This is a genomic window from Streptococcus ruminantium, from assembly GCF_003609975.1.
GTDB lineage: Bacteria > Bacillota > Bacilli > Lactobacillales > Streptococcaceae > Streptococcus > Streptococcus ruminantium.
This window is the reverse complement of the sequence record NZ_AP018400.1, coordinates 660,253-679,271: the sequence shown is the minus strand read 5'-3', so window position 1 is coordinate 679,271 and position 19,019 is coordinate 660,253. Positions and strand designations below refer to the sequence as shown.

Sequence of the window (19,019 nt, the reverse complement as noted above, 5' to 3'; positions counted from 1 at the left end):
TATCTCAATAGCTGAGGTATGGGTTTTCATTTGGGATAAATCCAGTCCGTCTTCCATGATTTGTAGTCTTCCAACACGGTACAAAAAAAGAGCAGATAGAACGTCGGTCTAAGACCTTGTCTATCTACTCTTTTATGGAGGGTTAAGCTATTGGCACACAACTATCTTCGACTTGTCTGTCTATTAAAGCTGCTTTTTCTTTTTCTTACGATAAAGACCAGTAAAGCCTGCAAGTACAACTCCTAAACCTACTAGGAATAGATTGCTGCTCTCACCAGTCTGAGGAAGAGCTTTTGAACTTGCTTTTGAAGGTACCTGCTTAGACTCACCTTCTTGTATCTGAAGAGCACGGTTCAGTTCCATGCGAAGCGACACTTTTTCACCTTGATCTGGTTGCGCTGGTTTCAATACGTTTGGAACAGTCTCTGACGGCTTATCTGATTGTTGTGGTTTCTCTGGAGTTTCTACCTTACGATCCAGTTTCTCTGGTTGTAGTGGAATTTCCTGAGGTTTCATAGTGTCAGTAGGTTTTTCTTGTTCCACTTGGATTGAAGACCATTTAACATCAAGCTGACGGTATTGATTGCCTTTTTGGACTTGTATCCGTGCCACATAGAAACCATCCGGCTTCAGCAATTCCAAACTAAACAACTGAATACTATAGTCTGGAGCTAAGCGACTGAGTTCCTTCACAAGAGCCAATGGAGTCGTAATCCCCTCGCCTTTAAATCCATCAAATAACGAATCAACATTCAAATCATTCGTAAATGTATCAACATTCTTGATGGATGGTGTTTCTGGATTTGGTTGTACCAACTCTTCGTGCTTGGCTGATGTATCAACCTTCACCTTAAAGCGATAGGTATAACTATTTTTCAAATAGTCAACTACTCTAATCGTTACATAATCGTCATTTTCGAGCTGTCTCTCATAAGTCCATTGACGCTTGTTATGATGGTAGAAGTCACCAAATTCACCTTTTTTGAGGGTACTGTCTACCATATCACCATTGATATAGAGTTTCCATCCCTCTTGTCCATCTTCCACCGTTCCAGATAGTCTAACCTTACCATCTGGTGTAAGAATGACACCTGTCTCATCCTCTTCAGTTGGAAGCTTGATATTTTTATTATCAATAGTCAACTTAGGAATTTGACTATCTAATTTCACTGCATAGCCACGCGCAAAAATTTTCTTATTATCGTGGTAAACCGTTACGTTAATCTGGTTCGAACCTTCAAAGACAGGTACTTTAATTTCTTTATAGTATTCTCTCTGTTTCGGATCAGACTCATAGGTGCCAGACCAGGTCGGTGCTGTGATTGCCTTATACTTCTTCACATTGTAAAGCGGGTTTGTATTGGTAATGATAACACGCTGACCTTTTTTAACGTGTAGATAGTAGGTACGGTAATACTGACCTTTTTCTTCATCCTCATCCCATATCTTACCACCACGGTTTCCTTCTAGGTAGCCTAGTGTATTATCATCATCATGGAAATCGGCTCCGCTTTCAAACTTGGTTGGATCTTCTTTCTTAGCCTTTTCTTCTAAATCATCATCGTCATCATCAGCAGCGTCATAGTCTGTTTCCTCAGTTTCTTCATCTTCAGAAGAAGTTTTTTCATCCAGATCTTCTAGTTCATCATCCTCATCATCATCGTCATCTGAGGTTGCAAATCCATAACCACGTGTTGTTCGCTTAGGTCTCACGTATCTGCCTAATGGTGTCTCATCATCTTCAGAAGATGTGCTGGACGATACAGTCATTTTCTCTAAGTCAAAGACGGTCTTATTATCGCCATAATCAACTGCTACTAACTCTACTTTATCTTCAATAAACCGTTTTTCCACATGGTAATAACCATCTGCAGAACGTTCAACAACTTTGACGGTTTTATCATTTTTCATCAGTAAAACCTGGTGTAGATTAGCATCCTTGATGTCCAAGACTACTCCATCATCTGTATTCTTTACCTTACGAATAGTTGGTGAAGTATTGTCAATCTTGAATGGGATGTAAGTATACTGCCATGGTCGATCCTCTTCCAAACGAGCCCGAATACGGATGTAGTACTGACCTTCTGGCAAAGGTACTTCCTCATCTTTTTTCGGATCAAAAATAGTCCCTCTCCAATCCAAATCCATATCAGGATCATTATATGGTTCTATATAATGCTGGAGTTTTTCTTTATGAGCGCTATTCAAAAATTTAAGCGGATAATGACCTCTCTTCAAGACTTTCAGAGTCTTGGCAGATTCGTCTTTAGAGTCTACGACCTCAACGACCAACTCTTGCGCATGACGCATGGTCATCAATCTCAAGCGCATTTTGGCATTGTCGCTGATTCCGCCTTTAGATTGCAAGACATACAAGTTAGGATCTGAGGTGATTTGAGATGGATCTTCTTTCCATTTCTCATAGTCTGTCCCCCATGGGACATAGTCAAAGACTTCGTGACCTGTCGCATAGCCTTTGACAAAGCCAGTCATTTTTGTTTTGCTGTCTTTTTCCCAAGCTGGTGGGTCCACAATCTTCTCATCATTCCAGTTGCCATAGAATCCTGTGTAAGGGATATTGAGGTTTGGCTGACCTGACTTTAAAGATTGGAAATAAATATAGCCTTCAACAAATTCATTTTTCTGTGCGCCACCGACTTCTAGAGTGACTGGTATAACTGCTTGGCTTTTTGGCGCAATCCTGATAATTTTGGCAACTTGTAAGTTAGCTCCATCAATCTTCCGCGTATGGGTAGTTTGAATACTTTCTGTTTTGCCATAGATCTTGCGTTCGTGGGGATGGAGCGTCTTACCTAAAACCTGCCCCGGTGTGATGACAAAAATTTGCTCCTCATTAGACAGGTTTTTCATGACAAGAGAAAACTCTTTTTTCTTGTCTTCAAAGTCCTTTAAGGAAGCCGCTCCTTTGTTATGCTCATAGGTCACCAAAACTTTTGTTTTTAAAGCTTTTTCTACATTAACAGCCCCTGCTCCCTGACGTCTTGGAGAGTACTCTAAGACATCTTGTCCTTTTGGAACAGTATGATCCAAAAGAACATCGGCTGTATTTTGTAGCAAGATTTTATTTAACTCAGGTAAGGATAGTCCCTTAGTTAAGGAGCCTCCTTTTTTCAACAATTCCTTAGTATGAGGAAGCAGCATAGCACTGGCTCCAGCTACGTAAGGAGAAGACATGGAAGTACCACTCATATTAAAATAGCTGTTCCAGTTACCTGTTGAGTAAACATTTTCCCCTGGGGCTACTACATCTGGTTTCATTTCCATAGTTCCTGAGCTTCCCCAAGAACTAAATCCTGAGATACCTGGATGATCAAAGACCTTGGTTAGGATTGGCTTTGTTTGGAAGATGAGTTCTTCTTCTCGCTTCATTTGCTTGACATAAGCTTTTAAGCGTTCTCCATCTTTTTCAGACACACTGACTGCCCATGTTTTCTTAAACAGTCCCTTATAATCATCCAAAAGGGTACTTCTGATTTCTGGAATGGTTTCGTAATTCCCTAAAGTAGTTGGACTAGGTGCATTGATTAGGATAATGCCTTTAGCATTCTTGTGCATCAAACCAGTGAGCTTTTTCAACAAGTCTTCCTCGTCACGTCGAACGAGAACAATTTTATTTTCAAGATTTGTCTTGTCTGTTGCCTCCTCTAAGTCATACAATTCACCTTGAGCCTTAAATTCTTGATGGTCTTTCTTCCCAAATATGGTATAGTTATGCCAGTTAATATCCTCATAAGGAAGATCCAAGTCCCCAACTTTTAGATGAGGTAGTTGCATGTGCGTGTGATAGTAAGAGCCAACACCGAGCACATAAGGATTAGCTGCTACTGCTACAGTTGCTGATTCATCTTTTTGTGGATAAGCCGAGTCAACTCGTCTATCAAAGGTATTGGTCGTATTGGCAGATCCTGTATTTCCCATCGCTGCTGTCACAATAATTCCTTTTTCGGCAGCTCTCTTAAAGGCTTCGTACCAAGCGTCTCCTTTTTGTCCAGAACCATCACTTCCGATACTCAAGCTGACAACATCTGCACCTCTTTTGATAGCATCTTCCAAGGCGAAAAATTGATGGTCTTCTTGGAAACCTTCTATATTGGCATAACTCCAAGTACGATAAGCTAGAAGCTGAGCATTGGGAGCCATCCCTTTAAAACCGTTGTCTTTGTTTCCGACCAATACCCCTGCAATATGCATACCATGCTCTGATCTCTCATCTAGCAAGTCATTGTCGCCACTCATAAAGTCAAAGGCGAATGGAATCTTACGACTATATCCTGGGGCAACCTCTTTAATTTTCAGGTTTTCCTCTTTTATATCATCATCTAGTCGCATGATTTCGTGGTTTTTATCAATCCCAGAGTCAATGGTTGCAATAACCAATCCTCGTCCATCTAGGGGATGAGTACCTCTTTCTGCTTTTCTTTGCTCGCGAATGGTTCGAGCTTGATCATTGAGGTGTTTTAGCTCTTTTGGGTTCGGATGAATGTTATGTTGAGCGTTTATTTCTTGAACATGTTTAACACCTTTCAAGCCTTGTATTTCAGCTAATTTTTCCTTAGGTACTCCAACAGACAGCCCATTGATAATCTCATCAAATTGGTGTTTGGAAGGTTCTCCTGCTAAGGCAAGGACAGCTTTTTTGACTGATTCATCAGGTGTTTTTTCAAAGGTGACTAGTACTTGTTTGTTTTCTTTTTCTGTACTATCTGATGACTTGTTTTTTTCTGTTTTTTGACCCGAAGAAGTGTGAGAAGCTTGATTGGCAGTGGTTAAGTCTTCCTTTGCAGATAATTCTGCTACTGTTGCTTCCTCCCCGACTGGTTCAGCCGCTGGCAAAGCTGTTTCTGCTCTCGGAGCAGTTGGCATAGACGGTTTCTCTTTCATACTGGTTTCCACCGTATCTGACGCTTTATCCTGCGTATCAGCCATTACTTGCTGCTCTGCTGCTGCAACACTCGCTAGTAAAATCATCGCCGAGGTTGTTAGAATCAGCTTTTGTTTTCTGGGTCTTATCAATTCTTGTTCCATTTATTCCTCCAAATTAAAATTTATAAAATACTTGATATTCTTCTTTACATCTCCTATTCTCCCTTCCAGTAGAATTATCATAAATGGCTAGCAAATATTCGTCTTTCCCAACCGTCTACATTATCATACTCTTTTTTAATCTAAATTTCAATAAAAATTAGTAATGATTTTCACAAAAGTTAATTATGATTAACAAAAAAATATTTATAAAACAAAAAAGAATTGGACTACTCCAATTCTCCTAAAGGATGCTAACATTCATTTGTAACAATATTTTAATCTATCAGAGAGCAAGCTGATGCTCTTTTGTTCGACTAAAATGTCGATTCTTTCCAATGAACCGTACAATCTAAGACCTGTTGGCGTTCAACTCGATTGATCCCTTCAATCTGATCAATCAACATCTTGGTCGCTTGGCGTCCTTCTTCAAAAGCAGGCTGAACAATGGTAGAGATAGTAGGGGACGAAAAGTTTGTCCACTCAGTATTATCAAAACCTAGGAGACCGATCTGTGGGAAGGTGAAATTTAGTTCTTTCATAATATTGAACACCAAAGGTAGCGCCCAACAGTTGGGAACAAATACCAGTGTTTTTTCCTGGATGGAAACCTCTTTGGCAAGAAAGTTTTTCATTTCTTCTACATCAACATGCTCATCTGCAATTGTCAGAGTTACATAATCCTGCTTGCAATCTGATAAGGCATCCATAAAGCCAGTCGCACGCTCAATACGCGTACTGAGGCGACTGGTATCTGCTGTGATAAGGATGAACTTTTGATACCCCTTTTCGACACATGTTTGAATTGTATCATAGACAGCATCGTAATTGTTAGTCTTAATCCAACTCGTGCGGTGTTCGTAGAGTTGACTGTCAAAGAAAATCATCTGTTTCTTCTTTTCTTCAATAATGCGTGAGTACTTTCTAAAATGCGAAGTGGGTTGGATGATAAAACCATCTACACCAAGCATTAGCATACTCTCAATGTACTTATCCTCGCTGGCTTGATCATAATTGCTATTTCCAATCATCACTTGGTAACCGCTCTTGTGGGCTTCTTCTTCAATACCCTTGACAATTTGATTGGAAAAAGTATTCGTAATATCGCCGATTAGCACACCTATCAACTTCGTACTTTTTGAATTGAGGCTTCGCGCAACAATGCTAGGCCGGTAGTCTGTCTCACGAATCACTTTTTCTATCTTTTTTCTTGTCTCTTTAGACATTTTCTCATATTTACCATTCAAATAAAAGGAAATGGTTGTCTTTGAAGTCTGAGCCAGCTCTGCAATATCCTTGATAGTAAACTTCCCTGACATCTTACCAATACCTCCTTATGCTATGTTTATTGTATCATACTATCCGTAGTTTAGCAGGGATTTCGACTAAAATCAATCGCATTTTACATTTTTTTAATTTCTGAGTCGAATAACCTTTTGCGTATTCTTATCTACGACAAGACACTTCCCTCTCAGAGGAATTCCATCAACTTGGAGTAATTTTTCTCCCTTATAAATATCCTGATCTACAAGCGATATAAGAATGTCTAGAGTTTCTCCCTTGCAGGTAAAAGCTAGACCATCTTCTACCAAGCGACTATCCGTTTGATGAACCGGCACTCGTTCAATTTGAATATTCTGCTCTGCCAGCAAGGTGAAGGTAACTAGTCGGTTCTTAAAACATTCTTGTTTTACCAATTTCTTAGTAGCTGTTAGCTGATTATAGCGGTGAGAACGCACGGTTTCTTGTATCTCAAAATCATTTGCACTGTATAAGCGGATGTCATTGACTTGCTGATGGCTAATCTTCACAGCTTCATCTAAGATAAACTGGGTGGTTAATTGGTGTTGTCCTGAGCAATCTACACTATCTACTATCAGTAGTAAGTCTTGTCCAACCATAAGAAGTTGTCTCTTGTGCCAATAAGGAACTCCTTTTCTAGTCTGCGCCTGATATATTCCTTGCAGCCAGTGATAGTGTTCAACGCTCTTGCTAGTATGGCTGATAAACTGGGGATAGGATTTGTATTCCCAAGAGCCACTCACCTGCTCTGGTGGGTTACCATCAAGAATGCAACTGTTGTGAGCCCAAGCACTTTTGAGTAGGTAACGCTCTTCGCATTCTCGGTAGCTAAAGCGACCGCTATCAATCAGAATAGGTTGTCCCCTGTGGTAAAAACAGAAGCTATTTTGATCGGAATGACTGTGAGCACTTCCCATGGGACCTGCTTTAAAAAATAGATAACTATCCTTTTCTTTGATGATACTGTGTCCGGACTCAGGAAAATGGCAAGCTCCTGTTGTCCTTAATGGTACTGTCAAGTTTTCAAACTGTCGCAAGCCAGCTTCTCCAACCAGAAACAGAATACTTAGGTCTAATTTAGAATCATCTATCAGATAAGAGTTGTCTCCAAAGAAAATGGCTGTCAATTGTAAGATGTCAGTAGTCCTGTGCACATCACTATCTCCTATAGGCAAACTCTTTCCATCTGGCCCTGTTAATTGTACTACATAGTTTGCCATCTTTTTTAAGACAGGAGTCCAACTTTTACGATAAGCTGGTAGGTGAAGGGCGATTTCCAGAAGTAGTTTATACACTTCGACATGATACAGAAAGGATTGTTCAAATTGAGTTCCATCTTCTAATACCTGTGTTTGAATCTGTATCTCGATTTCCTGACAGGCGAAGCGGTACTCTTCCTCCAAATTGACCTTATCTCCAATATAGGCATGTGCCAAGAGCATGGCTCCTGTTTGAAAAATTCCCCAGTTGCTCAGTCTATCTTTTGGGCGATAATGGCAACGCAGATAGGCTAGCTGTTGCTGGATGGACTCCAATAGTCGTTTGTATTCTTCTTCTGCTAGCCAGCTTGTTAAAAATGGAAGGATTCTCAACCAACTAAGGCAGCGAATAGCAGTATCCAGAGTTCGGCTACTGGTTCTTTTCGGATGCCAGTCTGTTACCTGTTCTATCCAACTGAATACCAAGCGTTTGACCTGCTTCATGTAACGAGGGTCTTTTTCAACCAGATAGGCAAAGACTAGCTTCCACAGATATTCCTGACGATTGAGCATAAAGGTCCATTCCTCATCCCCGTGGCAATCGGCTGTCCAGTCCAGGGGAGAAAGATGGTAGCCAATAGGACAGGGCTCCATATCCCAATTATCCTCAAAGAGAAAAATATCGTCTAGTAAATTCTGACAAGAACGATGTAATTGTTTATAGGCTTGAGCCTGCTGATGAAAGACATAGTTTCTCAGTACTTCTACGGATTTGTCATCTGTTGATTTTTCAGATTCCATTTGCATGGTTGCTCCTTTCTTTGTTTACTCTCTAAAAAATGAGGTTGGAAAAAGTCCAACCTCACTTTCAGAGTTCGTTTCAACATCTAAGTCCAGTGGTTAATCGTTTTTTACAGTCCAGAGGACTATGAAAAGATTGTGCGAAGTAAATACTAGCACTTTGTGCCTTCTACTTCAAATCTGACCCCTACGAATGTTGCGGACTTTGTTGGGCCCATCTCCATCTCAATAGTGGTGGAGAGGTTAAAAAGCCTTCTAGACCTTTTTAAACAGGAGATTAGGACTGACAGGAGTCAGTTTACATAAGTTATGGTCTGGGAAGAGACCGTTTTAGCTCAACCACTAAAATATAGACTTGTTGACGAAACTTTTTCTATTTGTCGAGTTCTTTCTCCACCCCTACGATACTGACCATCAATCAGGAATGTGATTTAGAACGTTTGAAAGTTGCTGCTACTCCTAGGGTTGCTAGACCTAAAGCGCTAAAGCTGAGACCTGTTGTGTCTCCCGTATCAGGCAACTGTGTTTTTTCCTGCTTTTCCTTGGATACCATTGGTGGTTTCATGGTTGTTCGTACACTTAGCGGCTGGGTGTCTTGACTCATTTGATTGGTCTTAGGTAGCTGATTTTCTGCTTTATCTGGGACTACTCTTCTCGCCTCCCCTTTTCCAGAAGTTTCTGAAGGCGAAACTTTCCAAACAATAGAGGGATTAGCTGGAGTTGCTTCTGATTCCACAGTTATACGAGCACCTTCTCCTGTCAACTGGATGCCATTCTTTACTGTACGGGTAGATGGATTATAGAAAGCAATGCGGTAGCTGCCATCCACTTTCTGGATTGTATACAAACCAGCGTCTGTCAAAGTGATACCGTCCGTCAATTTATAAGCAGCATCTGTATATTTTACAACACCCCATACCTCTTGCTCTTGATCATAGACCACTTGGAGGTCTCTGTCTTGGTGTAGTAATTTTACACTAGCCGCAGCTTGGTTTACTTTTTCCATAGATTGGTTTGGAACAAGTACATAGGCATAATTGCTGGTTGTCTGAGGCTGCTCATGCCATAGGGTAACAAAGGAATTTTTCACCGTTTCCTTGGACTGATTATAGTTGATATCACTCCATTTACCAGTGCGATGATCTAGTTTGGCACGAGTTGATAATTGGTTCAAGAAGACATAACCGATAGACTGATTATCCTTCCCGTTCGTCATATAGAAGGATTTGGTCTGATCCGTTGCTACTTCCTTAGATAAATCAACCTGCTGACCGTTTATATAATATCTATAATTTTCCCCAGTCAATAACTTACGATTTTCAATCGTTGTCACTGCCCCTTGAGCTGATTGGTGTTTAATATCTGTCCCCAGAAAAACAATCTTATTGCCCAATACAATCCAAGCTTTACGAGCTGTTAGGCTCTTATTCCAGTTGTTGAAATCCATAGCAATGGTTGCTAAACGATTCCCCAACTGGCTTGCCCCAACAAAATCACTTGCCAAAGTGACCTCGCCACTACCATCTTCTCGTTTGTCCTTGGTCGTTGTTGTACCTGATAAACGGTAAGGATCAACAGTTGGCCAATAGTTATTACTATAGTGACTCAAATCACCGTTGTAAAGATAGGACATCCCATCTGCGGTGTACCAACCCTTACGGTTTTCATTGTTCATATCTTCATAGTTCTGTGTCCTAGAAGAATGCATGGATAAGGCAAAGGTGAAGCCTTCTTGAGCATTTCGATAGACAAATTTGTCCATATTATTGAAAGCTGCGATATAGTCCTTATCCACTTCAGCAGCAATCTGATTATCTGCCAAAAGTTTATTCACCAGATCAATATCCTTATAGGATTTAAGTCCTTTATAGTTATCATAGAAAGTATCAGATGTTAGCTGCGCTTTGACAAAAGATAATAACTTAGCCTTTTGTTCCGGCTGAGCAGACTCTGCAATACGCACAAGAGACCGCAAAATCTCCATAGCCTGAACATGTGATTCACCAGTTGCACGACTGATGGAGCGACCACGAGTCATATCCATCAATTCACCACGAACTAAAATAGGCATAAAGGCTTTTTCAATCCATTCGTAAAGAATGTTCGTTTGTTCGTCTTTGAGGGCAAAGTCTGTCGACTGGATAACTGGTAACAATTGTGAGAAACCTTCAATCAAAACATTACCATAAGCACCTGTATAGGCAACATTCGTATGGTCGATAAAGGAGCCATCCTTATAAAAACCTTCACCTTTATCCACAAATTTCATAATAGTTGTCAAACCTTGCGCACCTGCCCTTACACGATCAGCATCTTCGCGTAGCGCTCCTTCCAAAATAGCTACCTTACTAAGGTCAGTCTGGTTACCACCGACTGCTGGGGTCGCTTTATTGATTGTCTTACGAATAATGGTCGGATCTGGAACAAATTTTGAAATCGGCTTGGTATAGGTCAAAATCTCTTCTTGACTAAAGTAAGGGAACATGTAAATCAAGGTATTGACAACTGCACGAGGAGTACCGATTTCATAGTCCCACCAGTTATCGGTGATTTCTTTTTGTTCATTATATACATTGCTATATAGCCACTTCATCCCCGCTTTAACTACATCAATGAGAGAACGGTTATGATAGTATTTAGAATCAGGGTTTTCAATGACCTGAGCCATCTGTTCTAAACGACGGTAAACTGTTGTGAGATGGCTGGACTTGCTAAAGTCAATATCCTTAAAAATTGTCTTTGCCCGCTCAGTTGGCTCCACCCAATTTTTAAGAGAGGAATCGACACCTGCATCTAGACGTCCCAGAAAGGCTTTCATTTGCACATCGCTAGACTGATAACGCTTATTAGCTAGGGAAATATCTTCCCAGTTGTCCCGCAACTGATCAAAAACAGTTGCCTGATGTTTTTTAACAATCAACTCAAAACTAGATACTTTCGTATCCTTATCATAAACTTCTACCTGTGTCTTACCTTCTGTAAGAGGACGGAGTATGCCTTTTTCTAATGTAGCAATCGCTGAATTTGCAATCTTATAAGTCAAATCTGGACGAGTAGGCAGGTAAACCTTATTGCTAGCAAGGGTAATCTGTCCCGATTCTGGCTGAGCAGGTTCTGGTTTTTGTTCCGGTGTTTCTGGCACTTTTTCAATATGTTCAACCAACGAAACGTTGTCAAGCCAAGCCTGACCGATACTATTTTCAAAAAATAGTTCGACCTTCAGTTTGCGAGTTTGTGGTGAGACAGTTAAGACTTGCTCTACACGCTCTTTCTTGCTGCCATTTTTAAAAGGGGTATGGATAAATTCTTTCGGCTCCAAATCCTTCCCTTCTGCTGTCAAACCGTGTAACCGAACGCGCACTCCGCTACCTTTCAGATCCTTAGTTTCCACATCATAGCCTAAGAGATATTTTTTACTAGGATCAACATCCACAGTTTGGTGAACCGCTACTCGGTATGTATCGGTTGAAGAGATATGGAGTCGCCCGTTATCAACGGTTACCTTTCCATTTTCCTTTTTCACATTACCCGGCACCCAAGTTTCCCAGTCTTTAGCTGCCTGTCCTGACCAGGCCCCTGAAGTCTTTGTTGTGGTTGTAAAATCCCCATTTTTTACCAAATTAGTCGTAGTCTCTTCAACTGCCTCTTTGACCGCTTTTGGACCATCATCAACTTTTGAAACCGAGCTGGAAGAATCTTTGGTCGCAGCCGTCGGATTCCCTTCAGGACTTGCTGTATTTTTGACTGCATCGCCTGCTTCTGTCGTTTTAGGACTTGTATCTGTTGTTTCCGTTGCCTTTGGACTTGTTTCTACTACTTGATTCGGTTGAGAACTTGCTGGTTTTGTTTCTGGCAACTGATTAGCTGCAACCCGTGTCCCCAGCATGGACAATGCAATCAGAGCTGAGCAAACACCCACTCTATATTTGCGAATACTATAATATTGTTTGGTTTGACCTTTAAAAAATTTCATTGGTCCTTCCTTTCCCTTTTGTAGGAGGATCAAAGGATACCTTCCTAACATTTCACATAAATACTTTACTTAAACACGAATATACCATACGCACATATTCATTACAAGCACCTTTCTTGCAAGCGTTTTCTGTTTAATGCAAGAAAGAAGAACTACTTGGTAAAAAGTAGTCCTTTAGATTTTCCCATAATTGACTCTTTCTCAACGTAAACGTGAACATTTTCTGCAATCTGCAATTCTACCAAACTACCTGTTAGTTTGATAATTTTACCATGCAGTCCAGACAAGAGGATAATCTCATCCCCAACCTTCAGAGTTGATAAATACTGTTGGCGCTTATTCATCTGTTCTTCAAACTCTTTTTGTTGCCGCTTACGACTGACATAAGAAGTCACTATAGGAAGTATGGTTGATAGAGCTACTAAAATAATGATGATATAATAAAGCGTTTGTTGTTCCATAGATACCTACGCAAGTATTCCCAACCAGCTACCCAAGATACCGATAATAACTGTCAAGATAACCAACTTGTAGGTTGTCCATTTCTTATTCTTGATGAGGTAGTACACCAAGATAGTGAACAAAGCTGGAAGCAAGGCTGGCGCAATCTTGTCCAACATTCCTTGAATGGTCACAATCTTTTGATCTGCCCCTTCTTTCACCTCACCCGCTGCAAATGTAATCGGTACAGAGATTTTCACGAAGGTCACCGCTAAACCAGAAATAACCGTTACTCCAATGATATTTGCCACTTTAGAGATAGTTGCCATCTGTTCACTCAGCTTATCAATCACACTGGTACCGAATTTATAACCATACAAACCAGTCAAAAGTTTGATAGAAGTCAAGATAATATTCATACCAAGGAAGAATAGGATTGGTCCTACAACAAGTCCTTGACCTGCCAAAGAAGCTGCAATGGTAGATAGGAGAGGAGCCAAAACGAATTGTGAAAGCGAGTCACCGATACCCGCTAATGGTCCCATGAGAGCCATCTTAATCCCACGTGTCTCTTCCTCAGGCAAATTATTTTCCAGCATTACCAAATGAAGACTGGTAATAAAAGGCAGGAAATGCGGATTGGTATTGTAAAATTCACAGTTTTCTTCCAAAGCCTTGGTCAAGCCTTCCTTGTCATCTCCGAAGTGCTTTTTAAAGGCCGGATACATGACATTGGCATAACCAATTCCCTGATAGTTACTATAGTTAAAGCCATTCTGTAGGAAAAAGGCCCGTAAAGAAGTATTGATATAGTCCTTTTTAGTTAATTTAGATCCAGTCATCGTGTGCTTCCTCCTGTTTTACTGCCACTTGTTCTGGTTTGTTAAAGAATTCTCTCAGCGCAAAGATACTTCCGACAATCGCAATACCGATAATTGGGAGTTTAAGATAGGCTGCACAAACATAACCAAGTAATACAAACGGAATGAGTTCTTTCTTAGCCATCACAGATAAAATCATCGCAAAACCGATAGCTGGAAGCATTTTACCTGCAACACTCAAACCATTCAACAATACTGGTGGAATCATTTCAACCAATTTCAACAGGGTATCCATTGAATAAGCACCGAGGAAACCAAGGGCAAAGCCGAGAATAGCAAAAGTAATGATCGTACCATTAGCAGCACGTTTAAATTTAGAAAGATCGCCTGCACGAAGATGTTTAACCGCAGATGCAGGTGCTCCTGCATGCAAAGTGTAAGCAGATGTTTGTAGGAACTGGATCCCTACTGCAATCGGAGTTGATAGGGCAAGTGCAGCTTCTGGTGTAACTTTACCAGCACTTGTAATCGCCATCAATGTTCCAAAGATACCGGGACCAATTGGATTAGGTGGTACCGTACCGCCAGCACCAACACCAAAGCCCATATAGGCCAATTCACTGATGGCCCCCATAGCTAGAGCAGTTGGAAGATCTCCTAAGATAATTCCGACACCAAATGATAGAACTATACATCTATTTGTATAGAGACCTAACAAAAGTCCACTAAAACAGAATGCTGTCCATAAACCAATGAGAACAGCTTGAATGAGACTGATCGTCATGATAATTCTCCTTTTTTATTTTTTAAAAATTTAATCCAAAATTTAGCCTAAATATAATCCAATACATTCACTTCAGTCGCACCATCATTGCCAGAAGGTGTAGTCTTAGTATTGAAACGAACCTTGTAAACATCGCTCAATTCTTTCACCGCAGCTTTGTCCTCAGAACCGAAGAAAATCGAGCGAGTGACCTGCATTTTACCGGGGGCATTGTGGATATTTCCGATGTTTAGCTCTGTAATCGGAACACCACCTTTCACCAGGGTCAAAGCATCAGGTAAATCCTTAACGATTAAAAAAATCGTCTGAGCTGGATTTGCCTTATGAATCACATCAATAACCTTTTGCAAGGAAAAGAAGCGCATGGCAACGGAATCTGGAACAACCGTTTTCATCAAGGTTTGCTGAATCTTATCCTCACTAACCTTATCATTTGCAACAATAACTGTATTGCAACCCAAAGATTTAATCCATAGTTGCCCTTGCCCATGAACCAATCGTTCATCGACGCGAGCCATTACAATATTTGGTGTAGCCATCAGTTCCTCCTACCAATATAATTCCCAATCTTTATAGAAACGAAGCAAAGCTTCTAAGTAATAATAATCTCCCCAAATATTTCCTTCATCCACTCCTTTACCAGAATGCCAAGAATAGACACCGTGTAGAAGCAGAGGACGACCTGGCTGTAAGGTTCGATTTGCATAATTGTCCATCAATGAGCGCAACATGGCATGCATTGCATATTTGTAAGTTTCCTTATCCGAATCTACTTCCGGCAAGTATTTCAACATTTCATGGATACCACAAACCGCTACCGCTGTCGCAGAAGAATCTCGGGACTGACCACTGCCATCGTTAAAAATCAAATCCCAGTAGGAAACCTTATCCTCCGGCAAACGATTAAGGAAGTGATTCGTCACACCTTTAAATAAATCCAAACAAGCTGAATCTTTTATCATACGGTAGGTCAATGGAATACCATATACACCCCATGCCTGCCCCCTTGCCCACGAAGAAGCATCATTGTAGCCCTGCCGCGTTACCCCTTTGACTGGCTCTCCAGTCGCAGGATCAAAGTAGAAAGTATGGAAAGTCGAAGCATCATCACGAATGACCGTATTGACGGAAGCGTAGAAATGGTTGACGGCTATATCATAATATTTCCGATTGCCTGTTTGTTCATAAGCAAAGAAAAGCAACTGCAAATTCAACAAGCAATCAATGATTAACCGATAATCCTCTGCCTTCCCAAGTTCCCCCCAAGCTTGAATAAATCCTCCTTTTTCTTGATAACGTTCAATCAATTTATCAGCAGCCTTTATAGAAGCTTCAAGTGCCATAGGGTTTCCTGTCAGCTTATAATCTGCTACGCAGGAAGGAGAATAGAGAAAACCTAAGTCGTGATGATCTAGCTCAACTCGCTCAGTAACACGCTTCAAAAAAGAAGCGGTATTAGAAGTTGCTAGCGCTTTCATTTTTGCGCTCGCAGAATACTCATATCCTAACCAGAGAGCACCCGTCCAAAAGCCATTGGTCCATTCCGTATTATCCATCTTTGGATAAATATTATCGAAAGTTGCTGGAGTTGGAAAATCTTCCCCAAAGTAATCCAGATTCAACTCTAACTGCTGAAGGGCGAGATTGAGTGCCGCTTCTACTTCCTCTTTGGTTAACAGTGGAGTTGTTCTGAACTCCTCTCCCAGCCGAATCGGCTCAATCAATACTTCTTTTATCATCTTATTTTCTTTAGATACCATCCTCAAATAACTCCTCTTCTGTCCCATTATCCTGTTTCAGAAGGGTAATAGAATCTGCCACTCCCTCTCTGGCAACATTAACCAGTTTACTTACTAATGGCTCAAAATCGTCTGTCAAACGAGAAAAATTAGCTTCTAGCAACATAGCCAAGTTGAGGCCTGACAAGACCGCAATACTTTTTTCTGAATGTTCTGTTACCAACTCTACACTGACTTTAAAAGGAGTTCCACCTAGTAAATCCGTTAGAACCAACACCTTCTCTTCGCTTGATATAACAGATTTTATACGCTCTTTCACTTCCTGAGCAGACATGCCATCAGTGAAGTCAACCGCCTGAATTTTTTCTACTTGCCCTGCAATCAATTCCAGAGAAGTGAGAATACCACTCGCAAACTTTCCATGAGCCACGACGACTAATTGAATCACAAAACCCCTCCTTTTTAACTTTACCGGTTTACCTACACCTTGTATTTTATACTATTGATTTGAACTTGTCAATAGTTTTTTTAAAAAAAATGTAAGCGTTTTTTTACATCCTGTGATTAAACTTATTTTTTACAAGAGCCAGCTAAGGACACATAAATTTTAGCCATATCCTGAATACGATCAAAATGCCCCTGAGCAGCCAGTTGATTAAACTCACCACCTATACCAACTGCATCGGCGCCTGCTACCAACCAATCAGAAATGTTCTTCGCATTCACTCCACCAGTCACCATAATAGAAACTTGAGGCAAGGGAGCTTTAATAGCTGATATATATTTTGGTCCAAATACGCTACCAGGAAAGAGCTTTATCATCTCACAGCCTGCTTCTAAGGCTCTGGTAATCTCTGTCAAAGTCATACAACCTGGAATATAAGGTACTGCATAGAGGTTACAAATTTTTGCCACTTCGTCGTTAAAGGATGGCGAGACAATGTAGGTCGCCCCAGCCATAATCGCCTGACGAGCAGTTACAGAATCCAGTACCGTCCCAGCACCAATCAATACCTCAGGATTTTCCTTGTATTCAGTGCATAAATCAGAAATAATCAAACCTGCATCTGGATTAGTGTAGGCTACCTCAACTGCCGAAATTCCACCTGAAATACAAGCTTTTGAAGCCTGAAGGCCCTCTTTGCGTGCATCGCCTCGAATGACGACAACTAGGACTTGCTTTCTTAACTGAGAAAGAGTTTGTGTTCGACTCATCTTAACTCCTTTACCTTATTATTTCATTTTTTCCGTCTAGTAGGGACTTGATGCGATCAACAGACTGCACCATTTGATCCCCTTCCAGGCTACATTTATAGGTCCCACTAGCAACAGCAAAATTAACGGTCTCTTCGAGTGAAGCCTTTTTCAATAGCTGATAAATAGCCCCTGCAACAAAAGCATCTCCACTTCCAACCCGTTGTAAAACCTGAGTTTTCAGCTCTACAGAACAGATAAACTCCTCTGCCAGACCGTAAGCTCTATAGTGATTCCTCCCCATATCATCCATCTGACGCACTGTATGAAAAATGGTTTGGAAATCATAAGTTTCCTTTAGTGCCAACATTCGTTCTTCAATGTCATAGAGACCAGCCTGATCCCTATCAAACAAATCCCAATCACCTGCATCCTTCATAATAGGCTCAATACCGAAACAATAATCCGCATAAACTGCAAATTCTGAGAAGAGTTTTTTTGCTTCCCTTTTTCCAATCATCTTGGATCGCCAGTTAAGATCAATGGAAATTGGAAGATTCCTTTTTTTAGCTTCCTCCAGTATCGTTTTCATCCAAAGGGTAACGGTCGGATCTATAGCCAGAGTAATACCACTAAAGTGGATCAGAGCAACATCCTCAAATAGTTGCTCCATATCCAACTGTTCTATACGCATGGCTGCTAGGCTAGAGTGACTGCGATCATAGTAGACTTGACTTGGTCGACAACCAAAACCAGACTCCATATAATAAAGCCCAATCCGCTCACCAACTCGTTGAATCGCACTCACATCAATTCCATGCCTAACCAAGAAAGCCATAAAGCGATCACCCAACGGTCCCTCCGGCAGTGCTGTCAAAACTTTGGTCGGATAACCAAACCCTTGAAGATTGCAGGCAATATTCATTTCCGAGCCACCGAAAAACATTCGGCTCTCCACACCATCTGCTATTTCCTGATAGTTTGTTGGCATTATGCGAATTAAGGGTTCACCAATCAGCAGCACCTTCTTCATAGCCATACCTTCCCTTTATTATTCAAGTACTGTTTTCAAATAAGCCGCAATCGCTTCATCTTGACAATTTGCAAAGAAGTACTCTTGAAACTTCTCTCCAGAAATCGTTTCTTTGAGAAATTCTTGGTCTATTTCCTTGAGAACTGTCAGCAAATCCTTATAAGTAACTGCCTTCATCTCATTTAAAATGCGGGCATTGCGTTGCTCTGGGACAACTCGTTCTCTCGGATATCCTCCTCCCATTTCCTCAGCAAAAAGCCGTTCAAACAAGAGTTTAAGGTTTAACTCAGCTCCCCAGCCAAATCCTTTTGCAAACGGTAACGATAGGGCATTCCCCCCATTGATTTGTGAAAACAGATAAGCATCTGTCGGATCTACCGCAAAACCACATGTCACACCCGGAAAACTGTTGGCTGCAAGCATGGCACCAACACCTGTCCCACATCCTGTAATGACAAAATCCGCTGCCTTGCTGACAAGCAGGATAGAAGCTAATAAACCATTTTGAACATAGGTTAGCTGGTTTTCTCCCTCTTTTCCATACATACCATAGTTAAAAACTTGATAACCTTTTGCGTCTGTAACTTCCTTCAAGGTTTCAAAGATAAGACTGTTTTTAGCTGCCTGACTATTTTCATTGATAAGTGCAATTTTCATATATAATCCTTTCGTTTTTCGTATTTCGTACT

Annotated in this window: 13 protein-coding genes; all 13 read right to left on the bottom strand. The window is 40.9% G+C overall.

Annotated elements, in window-relative coordinates:
* Window positions 1-183: 183 nt before the first annotated feature.
* Window positions 184-5,046: a S8 family serine peptidase gene (locus tag SR187_RS03325; protein ID WP_120171504.1), complete on the bottom strand. Its 4,863-nt coding sequence runs from the start codon at window positions 5,044-5,046 to the stop codon at window positions 184-186.
* A 314-nt stretch (window positions 5,047-5,360) separates the two neighbouring features.
* Window positions 5,361-6,362, bottom strand: coding sequence for a LacI family DNA-binding transcriptional regulator (locus SR187_RS03320; RefSeq protein ID WP_120171503.1), 1,002 nt, complete (start codon window positions 6,360-6,362; stop codon window positions 5,361-5,363).
* 93 nt (window positions 6,363-6,455) lie between these two features.
* Window positions 6,456-8,351 carry an alginate lyase family protein gene (locus SR187_RS03315; protein ID WP_120171502.1) on the bottom strand — a complete coding sequence of 632 codons (1,896 nt, stop codon included), beginning with the start codon at window positions 8,349-8,351 and terminating at the stop codon, window positions 6,456-6,458.
* A 412-nt stretch (window positions 8,352-8,763) separates the two neighbouring features.
* Window positions 8,764-12,318, bottom strand: a complete 3,555-nt coding sequence (gene hylA / locus SR187_RS03310) for a hyaluronate lyase (RefSeq protein ID WP_120171501.1) — start codon at window positions 12,316-12,318, stop codon at window positions 8,764-8,766.
* Window positions 12,319-12,470: 152 nt separating this feature from the next.
* Window positions 12,471-12,779: a preprotein translocase subunit YajC gene (locus SR187_RS03305; protein WP_120171500.1), complete on the bottom strand. Its 309-nt coding sequence runs from the start codon at window positions 12,777-12,779 to the stop codon at window positions 12,471-12,473.
* Window positions 12,780-12,785: 6 nt separating this feature from the next.
* The gene (locus SR187_RS03300) at window positions 12,786-13,601 is read right to left on the bottom strand and encodes a PTS system mannose/fructose/sorbose family transporter subunit IID (protein ID WP_024531715.1); all 816 of its coding nucleotides are present in this window, start codon (window positions 13,599-13,601) and stop codon (window positions 12,786-12,788) included.
* Entirely contained in the window at window positions 13,588-14,364 is a 777-nt protein-coding gene (locus SR187_RS03295; protein WP_024531716.1) for a PTS mannose/fructose/sorbose/N-acetylgalactosamine transporter subunit IIC, read from the bottom strand. Before SR187_RS03295 ends, SR187_RS03300 begins: the two co-directional genes overlap by 14 nt.
* Before the next feature lie 47 nt (window positions 14,365-14,411).
* A complete protein-coding gene (locus SR187_RS03290; protein WP_024531717.1) occupies window positions 14,412-14,903 on the bottom strand; it encodes a PTS sugar transporter subunit IIB in 492 nt (163 codons plus the stop codon).
* Window positions 14,904-14,912: 9 nt separating this feature from the next.
* Complete coding sequence (locus SR187_RS03285) at window positions 14,913-16,103, bottom strand: glycoside hydrolase family 88 protein (RefSeq protein ID WP_024531718.1); 1,191 nt, start codon at window positions 16,101-16,103, stop codon at window positions 14,913-14,915.
* A 10-nt stretch (window positions 16,104-16,113) separates the two neighbouring features.
* A complete protein-coding gene (locus SR187_RS03280; protein WP_120171499.1) occupies window positions 16,114-16,551 on the bottom strand; it encodes a PTS sugar transporter subunit IIA in 438 nt (145 codons plus the stop codon).
* A 122-nt stretch (window positions 16,552-16,673) separates the two neighbouring features.
* On the bottom strand, window positions 16,674-17,318 hold the full coding sequence (locus tag SR187_RS03275) for a bifunctional 4-hydroxy-2-oxoglutarate aldolase/2-dehydro-3-deoxy-phosphogluconate aldolase (RefSeq protein ID WP_120171498.1): 645 nt from the start codon (window positions 17,316-17,318) through the stop codon (window positions 16,674-16,676).
* A 10-nt stretch (window positions 17,319-17,328) separates the two neighbouring features.
* The gene (locus SR187_RS03270; RefSeq protein ID WP_024531721.1) at window positions 17,329-18,330 is read right to left on the bottom strand and encodes a sugar kinase; all 1,002 of its coding nucleotides are present in this window, start codon (window positions 18,328-18,330) and stop codon (window positions 17,329-17,331) included.
* Between the two features lie 18 nt (window positions 18,331-18,348).
* Window positions 18,349-18,987 (bottom strand): RpiB/LacA/LacB family sugar-phosphate isomerase, encoded by a 639-nt coding sequence (locus tag SR187_RS03265; RefSeq protein ID WP_120171497.1) that lies wholly within the window; start codon window positions 18,985-18,987, stop codon window positions 18,349-18,351.
* Window positions 18,988-19,019: the final 32 nt, after the last annotated feature.

What these genes read in the sequence shown, in the direction of transcription:
- SR187_RS03325 (WP_120171504.1), bottom strand. Translation starts at nt 5,046, where the DNA reads ATGGAACAAGAATTGATAAGACCCAGAAAACAAAAGCTGATTCTAACA.
- SR187_RS03320 (WP_120171503.1), bottom strand. Translation starts at nt 6,362, where the DNA reads ATGTCAGGGAAGTTTACTATCAAGGATATTGCAGAGCTGGCTCAGACT.
- SR187_RS03315 (WP_120171502.1), bottom strand. Translation starts at nt 8,351, where the DNA reads ATGCAAATGGAATCTGAAAAATCAACAGATGACAAATCCGTAGAAGTA.
- hylA (WP_120171501.1), bottom strand. Translation starts at nt 12,318, where the DNA reads ATGAAATTTTTTAAAGGTCAAACCAAACAATATTATAGTATTCGCAAA.
- SR187_RS03305 (WP_120171500.1), bottom strand. Translation starts at nt 12,779, where the DNA reads ATGGAACAACAAACGCTTTATTATATCATCATTATTTTAGTAGCTCTA.
- SR187_RS03300 (WP_024531715.1), bottom strand. Translation starts at nt 13,601, where the DNA reads ATGACTGGATCTAAATTAACTAAAAAGGACTATATCAATACTTCTTTA.
- SR187_RS03295 (WP_024531716.1), bottom strand. Translation starts at nt 14,364, where the DNA reads ATGACGATCAGTCTCATTCAAGCTGTTCTCATTGGTTTATGGACAGCA.
- SR187_RS03290 (WP_024531717.1), bottom strand. Translation starts at nt 14,903, where the DNA reads ATGGCTACACCAAATATTGTAATGGCTCGCGTCGATGAACGATTGGTT.
- SR187_RS03285 (WP_024531718.1), bottom strand. Translation starts at nt 16,103, where the DNA reads ATGATAAAAGAAGTATTGATTGAGCCGATTCGGCTGGGAGAGGAGTTC.
- SR187_RS03275 (WP_120171498.1), bottom strand. Translation starts at nt 17,318, where the DNA reads ATGAGTCGAACACAAACTCTTTCTCAGTTAAGAAAGCAAGTCCTAGTT.
- SR187_RS03270 (WP_024531721.1), bottom strand. Translation starts at nt 18,330, where the DNA reads ATGAAGAAGGTGCTGCTGATTGGTGAACCCTTAATTCGCATAATGCCA.
- SR187_RS03265 (WP_120171497.1), bottom strand. Translation starts at nt 18,987, where the DNA reads ATGAAAATTGCACTTATCAATGAAAATAGTCAGGCAGCTAAAAACAGT.